Genomic DNA, 7,181 nt, shown 5'->3' on the forward strand with positions numbered 1-7,181 from the left:
TGGTATCAGAGCATTGATTGCGCATGCTGCAAAACCTGATCGCAGATTTTTTGTGTCAACTGCGCTTTCAGCCCGCTGCCGCCCAGGGACATCGTGTTGCCATTGCCCGTATCCAGGATACCGCTGCTGCCCGAGGCGAATCCGCTGTTCGCCTCAGGCGCGCTGGACGAGCCCGTGTATTTTCTGAGCAGCGATTGCTGGATTGATGATGCCGAGGATGCAGACACGCCGCCGCCGAGGTAATTGTTCTGGATGCAATATTGCAAAATACCCGCCAGATTCGTGGGCGGCGCCGCGCCGAGTGTGGGCAGGTTCAAGCCGCTGCCCATCGCGCTGCCCATGCTCATGTTGCCCAGGCCGGAAGTGGCCGGGCTGCTCTGGCCGCCGCCCATGGCGCCTTGCAACATGCCTGAAAGCTGCGCCCGTGCCGCCGGCGCCGCCAAAACGCCAACCGCAACAACCGCCGCGGCAGCGAAGCCAAATTTGCCTTTTCGCATGATGATCTCCTCAGGGGGTTATCCGGCCCTGATGAGCGCGCATCCCGGCCCGGTGGTCAAGAGCGGCAACCGGCGGGCTTTTGCCCTCGCGGCCCGCCGCCGCAGACTGCCGGAAATCACGGGGATGAACGTAAGTTAATGCGCCTGCGGCCGAATGTGCATTGTTATGGCCCGGCACCCGCGCCAAGTCCAAACCATGAAAATTTTTCGCGTGGCTCCCGTATTATTGTTCGTTGTCATCCTCGGTCTGGCCGGTTGCGTCTGGTACGGCCCTGATGGCGGCTACGGCGGCTGGGGTGAACACGGCCGCGGTTGGGGTGAACACGGCCGCGGTTGGGGTGAACACGGCCGCGGTTGGGGTGAGCACGGCGGCGGCGAGGGGCATTAGGCCCATTCGCGGCAATGCACAGCGGGCGGTCCCATGCATTGCGGCCTTAAACGCTTGTCCGCACGGCTTCGTGCACGCCTGCCGCCAGCGCCACCACATCCGCCAGCACGCTCGCAACATCACTCTTGCATAGTTTCTCAATCAGCGCCGAGGCGATAATCGCCGCGTCGGCATGCTGCGCCACCACGGCCGCCTGCTCTGGCGTTCGCACGCCAAACCCCACCGCAATGGGGAGGTTCGTCACGGCGCGGATGCGTGGAATATCGCGCGCCAGATCAGCGGCCGAGGCCGTGCGCGTGCCGGTGATCCCGGTGATGCTCACATAATAAACAAACCCAGACGACCCGGCCAGAACCAGCGGCAGACGCGCGTCCGATGTCGTCGGCGCAATCAGCCGGATCACATCCATCCCGTTTTTCGCGGCATCCGGCAGCAGCAAATCCGCCTCTTCGGTCGGCAGATCCACTACAATCAACCCATCCACCCCGGCGGTTGCGGCATCGGCGCAGAACCGCGCCACCCCGTAGGAGAGAATAGGGTTCAAATACCCCATCAGCACCAGCGGCGTATGCGCGTTGCCGGCGCGGAACTCACGCACCAGCCCCAGCACCCCGGCCAGGCTTGCGCCGGCCTCCAGCGCGCGGCGTCCGGCAGCCTGAATCGTCGGCCCGTCGGCCATCGGGTCGGTAAAGGGCACGCCGATCTCGATAATATCGGCGCCGTTTTCCGCCATGCCCCGCAGCAGCGCCAGCGAGGTTTCGCGGTTGGGGTCATAGGCTTCCACGAAGGGGATCAGCGCCGCCCGGCCCTGCGCCTTCAGCCCGGCGAATACGCCTGCGATCCGGCTCACAGCTCCACCCCCAGATGCTGCGCGACCGCAAAGATATCCTTATCCCCCCGCCCGCACAGGTTCATCAGCACAATCTCATCCTTGTCCATTCCACCTGCGATCTTGGCAACATGCGCGAGCGCGTGGCTCGGCTCCAGCGCGGGGATGATCCCCTCCGTGCGCGTGCAGAGCTGGAAGGCGGCCAGCGCCTCCTTATCGGTGATCGCCACATATTCCACGCGGCCGATGTCATGCAGCCAGCTATGTTCCGGCCCGATCCCCGGATAATCCAGCCCGGCGGAAATCGAATGTGCCTCCTGGATCTGCCCATCCTCGTTTTGCAGCAAATAGGTGCGGTTGCCGTGCAGCACACCCGGGCGTCCGCGGCTCAGGCTGGCGGCATGCGCGCCAGAATCCAGCCCATGCCCCGCCGCCTCCACGCCGATCAGCCGTACCCCGGCATCATCAAGGAACGGGTGGAACAGCCCGATGGCATTGCTCCCGCCGCCGATAGCCGCAATCGCCACATCGGGCAGCCGCCCTTCAGCCTCCTGCAACTGCGCCTTCGCCTCATTGCCGATGACGCACTGAAAATCGCGCACCATGGCCGGGTAGGGGTGCGGCCCCGCCGCAGTCCCGATGATATAAAAAGTATCCCGCACATTCGCCACCCAATCGCGCATGGCGTCGTTCATGGCGTCCTTCAGTGTCCCCGCGCCGGAGCTCACGGGAATAACCTCCGCCCCCAGCAGTTTCATGCGGAACACGTTGGGTTTTTGCCGCTCCACGTCCACCGCCCCCATGTACACGGTGCATGGCAGGCCAAAGAGCGCGCACACTGTCGCGGTCGCAACACCGTGCTGCCCGGCGCCTGTCTCCGCGATGATCCGCGTCTTGCCCATCCGCCGCGCCAGCAAAATTTGCCCCAGGCAATTGTTGATCTTGTGCGCCCCGGTGTGGTTCAGCTCGTCGCGCTTGAAATAAATCTTCGCGCCGCCCAGCTCCCTGGTCAGCCGTTCGGCGAACCACAGCGCGCTCGGCCGCCCGACATAATATTTTAAGTAATAATCCAGCTCGGTCTGGAACGAGGGGTCGGCCTTCGCCGCCTCATATGCCGCCTCAAGCTCCAAAATTAGCGGCATCAGCGTCTCGGCGACAAACCGCCCGCCAAATTCGCCAAACCGCCCGCGCCCATCCGGGCCATTACGCAAAGAATTGGGGATAATCTCGTTCATGCCCCGCTTTAGCTGAACCGGGCAGCGGGATAAAGGCCGCAACCCAGAAACAAATGGGCCGTCTCCCTTGCGTGGAAGACGGCCCTTAAATCTCAAGCCCCCTGCGGCCGCTCGAAGGCATCCTTGCCGTCAAAGCGTTGCAGCTTCTCGATATGCATCCAGGTGAATTTCGCCCCAATGCGCTGCACCAGATAGCTGATCTCCGGCTGCCCCTCGGATTTCGAGGCCGACAGCGGGATCGGCTTCTTGAACATGAAGCGGCTGGCGAAATGGTCGACCAGGAAGGTCTGCTGCCCCTCGTTGGGCGGATACACTTGCACGCCGCGGTTGGAGATGCCGTTCAGCACGAACGGGCTGTCCTGCGCGATGGCCTCCAGCGCCTTACCTAGCTCCTCGGCGCCGAGATCGGTTTCCAGGAACACGTCGATGCCCACCAGTTCGCGCGCATTCGGCTCGCTATGCGCGGTCAGCTTCGGCCAGGTCTTCAGCTCCAGCTTTTTGTAGCTGCGCGAGGGCTGGTTGGAGGTGCGGCCCAAATTGGCGATAATCTTGTCGGTATAGGCCAGCGTGCCCACGCCATGCCCGCGCGGAGAGAGGTCACCCGTGAGGTTCTTGCCCTCGGCCAGGGTGATGAACAGCGCCTGCTCCACCGTCGCCGCCACGTCGAACGCGCCGATATGGCGTAGCAGCATGATCGCGGCGGAGAGCAGCGCGGTCGGGTTGGCCAGCCCCTTGCCCGCGATATCGGGCGCCGAGCCGTGCACCGCCTCGAACATCGCGGCATGGTCGCCCAGGTTGGATGAGGGCGCGATGCCCAGCCCGCCCACCAGCCCGGCCGCGAGGTCGGAGATGATGTCGCCATTCATGTTGGAGGTCACGATCACATCGAACGCCTCAGGCTTGATCACCAGCTGGTGCGCGCAATTGTCGATGATGATATGGTCGGATTTGAGGCTGGCGAATTCCGGCGCCACCATTTCCGCGACACGCTTCATCAGCCCTTCGGTGAGCTTCATGATGTTCGCTTTGGTCGCGGTCGTCACCTTTTTGCGCTCTTCCGCCAGCGCCAGCTCGTAGGCGGCGCGGATGATGCGCTCGCAACCAGGGGCTGTCATCAGCTTCAGGCACTGCGCCACCGTGGTGGTCTGCATATGCTCGATGCCGGCGTAAACATCCTCCACATTCTCGCGCACGATCACCATGTCGATCCCACGGCCGGTATAAGGCGTGGTGATCCCCGGCAGCTCGCGCACCGGGCGGATGTTCGCATAAAGCTCAAAATGCTTGCGCAGCGTCACGTTGGCGGATTTGCCGCCATAGCCCACCGGCGTCTCAAGCGGGCTTTTCAGCGCCAGCCCGTTGCGGGCGATGCTGTCCAGCGTCTCGCGCGGCACGCCGGTGATGATGCCTTTTTTAAACACCTCGGCGCCGCCCTCGGCCATCTCCCATTCAACCGGGGCGTTTGCCGCCTCCAGAATCCGCATGGTTGCGGCCATCACCTCGGGGCCGATGCCGTCCCCCGGCAATGCTGTTACCTTGGTTTTCGTAGCGCTCATGGTGGTGGCATTCATCTCTGGGTTCCCGGAATGTGGCGGAAAACCTATAGCTGGTTATTGCGGCATGGCATACATCGCGCGTTCGAATCCGATGAGGGTTTTCATCGCCCCGGCATCGCCCGAGGGCAGTATCTGCATCATCATCACAGCCGCCAGCTTGGCCGCCGGGTCCACCCAGAAATAGGTGTTCGCCATCCCCGCCCAGCCGAAACTCCCAGCATTGCGGCCAAACCTCCCCTTCCCGGGATAGATGATAAAGCCCAGCCCCCACTGGTTGTGCTGCCCTGGGTTCACATCCGCCCCCACGAACAATGCTGGATTTGCAGAGGGGAGATACCCGGCCCGCAACCCTCCGATCTGGTTGCGCGTCATTTCAGTAATCGTCCCGGCCGTAACAATGCCGGCCCCCGCCGTCAGGAACACGCGCAGGAATTTCTGGTAGCCGCGCAGGGTGGAATACAGCCCGCCGCCGCCGGAAAATACCTCGGGCACGGTCAGCGCGGCAGGAGGTGTTGCCGCCAGGCTGCCATCCGCCTGGCGCTTGTGCAGCGCCGCGCGGCGGGCCAGCTGCGCCGCCGTGGGCATAAAACTGGTGTCAGCCATCCCCAGCGGGCCAAAGATGTGCTTCTGAAAATACGCTTCCAGGTTCAACCCGGAGGCAGCCTCCACCGCGAGGCCCGCCCAGTCCACGCCCAGCCCGTATTCCCAGCGCTCGCCTGGCTCGAACAGCAGCGGCGCATCCAGCGCCGCGCGCGTGCCAAAGGCCGGCGGGTTGGGTTGCGCCGTCAGATAAGCGGCATATTCCGCGCTGGCGAAAGCGTAGGAGAACCCCGCCGTATGCGTGAGCAGATGCCGCAACGTAATGGGCCGCCTTGCCGGGCGCAGTTTTCCGCCTTCCAGAATCCGCGGATGTTTCAACTCAGGCAGCAAATCCCCCACCGGCGCATCCAAATCCAGCCGCCCTTGCTCCACCAGCTGCATCGCCGCCAGCGAGGTCACAGGCTTGGTCATCGAGGCGATCCAGAACAACGTGTCAGCATCCACCTTCTGCTCACCGCCCAGCATGGTCACGCCCGCCGCCGCCTCAAACAGCGTTCCGCGCGCATCGCTCACCGCCGTCGCCACGCCGGGCACCCCGCCCGCGGCCACGGCATTGTTCAGCACGTTCCAGATGGCATCGGGGTTCAATGCGCATCCCCCCAGTTTTTGCCGATCCCGGTTTCCACTGTCAGCGGCACGGAAATTCCGGCCGCCCCCTGCATCACCTCGCGCGCCAGTTCGGCCGTCGCGCGGGCTTGCCCATCGGGCGCCTCGAACAACAACTCGTCATGCACCTGCAAGATCAATGTCGCCGAAAGCCCCGCATCCGCCATCGCCTTCGGCAATTTCACCATCGCCTGCTTGATGATGTCGGCAGCTCCGCCCTGCAACGGCGCGTTGATCGCCTGCCGCTCCGCATAGGCGCGCAGTTGCGGCATCTTGTCCTTTATGCGCGGCACCCAGCAGCGCCGCCCGAACGGTGTCAGCACATAGCCCTTGCTCCGTGCCTCCTCTTTCGTGGCTTCCATATACGCCCGGATTTCCGGATAGCGCTTGAAATACGCATCGATATAGGCTTTCGCCTCGCCGGCGCCGATTCCCAGTTGCCGGCCCAGTCCAAAGGCCGAAATCCCGTAGATGATCCCGAAGTTGATCGCCTTCGCCCGCCGCCGCGTGGCCGCATCCATCCCCGCCATCGGCACGCCGAACACCTCCGAGGCGGTGCGCGCGTGGATATCCTCGCCCTTGGCGAAACTTTCCTTCAACGCCGCGATATCCGCGACATGCGCCAGCAGCCGCAGCTCAATCTGCGAATAATCCGCCGAGATCAGGCTGCACCCCGGCGCCGCGATGAACGTCTTGCGAATCCGCGCGCCCTCCACGGTTCGCACGGGTATGTTCTGCAAATTCGGATCGGTTGAAGACAGCCGCCCGGTCGCCGCCACCGCCATCTGGAAGCTGGTATGCACCCGCCCGTTTTCGTCCGCCTGGCCGATCAGCGCATCGGCATAGGTTGATTTCAGCTTCGCCAGCTGCCGCCAGTCCATCACCCGTTGCGCCACCTCGATCCCTTGTTCCGCCAGACCCTCCAGCACGGATGAATCCGTCCCCCACGCGCCCGCCTTGCCGCGCTTGCCGCCCGGCAGGCCCATCCGCTCGAACAATATCTCGCCCAGTTGCTTGGGGCTGCCGACGTTGAAATCCTGCCCCGCCAGCCGGTGGATATCGGTCTCGATCTCGGCCATCCGGCCCTCAAACTCTGCTGACATCGCGCGCAGGTCCGCGCGGTCCACCATCACGCCGTGCAGCTCCATGGCGGTGAGCACCGGGATCAGCCGCTTTTCCACCAGCTCGTACAGCGCGAGCGATTTGTTCACCCGCAGCAGCGGCTTCAGCATCGCCCACAGCCGCAGGGTCACATCCGCGGCCTCGGCGGCAAAGGCGCTCGCCCCGGCCAGCGGCACGTTGGCGAAACTTAGCCGCGCCCGCCCGCTGCCCGCCACCGAATCAAAACTCTTCAGCTCATGGGCCAGATGTTCGCGTGCGAGCGTCTCACGGTCATGGCTGAAATTCCCCGCGTCCTGCGCGTAGGAGATCAACATCACATCATCCAGCGGCGCCACCTGCGCCACCCCG

At 64.0% G+C, this 7,181-nt stretch carries 7 protein-coding genes; all 7 read right to left on the minus strand.

The window, feature by feature from the left end:
* Positions 1-5 precede the first annotated feature (5 nt).
* Positions 6-497, minus strand: coding sequence for a DUF2501 domain-containing protein (locus tag PHE40_RS02330; RefSeq protein ID WP_299957442.1), 492 nt, complete (start codon positions 495-497; stop codon positions 6-8).
* A 223-nt stretch (positions 498-720) separates the two neighbouring features.
* Positions 721-891: a hypothetical protein gene (locus tag PHE40_RS02335; protein ID WP_299957445.1), complete on the minus strand. Its 171-nt coding sequence runs from the start codon at positions 889-891 to the stop codon at positions 721-723.
* Positions 892-931: 40 nt separating this feature from the next.
* Positions 932-1,735 carry a tryptophan synthase subunit alpha gene (gene trpA / locus PHE40_RS02340; protein WP_299957448.1) on the minus strand — a complete coding sequence of 268 codons (804 nt, stop codon included), beginning with the start codon at positions 1,733-1,735 and terminating at the stop codon, positions 932-934.
* Positions 1,732-2,949: a tryptophan synthase subunit beta gene (gene trpB, locus PHE40_RS02345; protein WP_299957451.1), complete on the minus strand. Its 1,218-nt coding sequence runs from the start codon at positions 2,947-2,949 to the stop codon at positions 1,732-1,734. Before trpB ends, trpA begins: the two co-directional genes overlap by 4 nt.
* Before the next feature lie 92 nt (positions 2,950-3,041).
* On the minus strand, positions 3,042-4,505 hold the full coding sequence (locus PHE40_RS02350; protein ID WP_299957454.1) for an NADP-dependent isocitrate dehydrogenase: 1,464 nt from the start codon (positions 4,503-4,505) through the stop codon (positions 3,042-3,044).
* A gap of 54 nt (positions 4,506-4,559) precedes the next feature.
* On the minus strand, positions 4,560-5,693 hold the full coding sequence (locus tag PHE40_RS02355) for a serine hydrolase (protein ID WP_299957457.1): 1,134 nt from the start codon (positions 5,691-5,693) through the stop codon (positions 4,560-4,562).
* A partial coding sequence (locus PHE40_RS02360) for a DNA polymerase (protein WP_299957460.1) occupies positions 5,690-7,181 on the minus strand: 1,492 nt, incomplete at its 5' end. The genes PHE40_RS02355 and PHE40_RS02360, both read right to left, overlap by 4 nt.

This window comes from Acidocella sp. (genome assembly GCF_028687955.1).
Taxonomy (GTDB): domain Bacteria; phylum Pseudomonadota; class Alphaproteobacteria; order Acetobacterales; family Acetobacteraceae; genus Acidocella.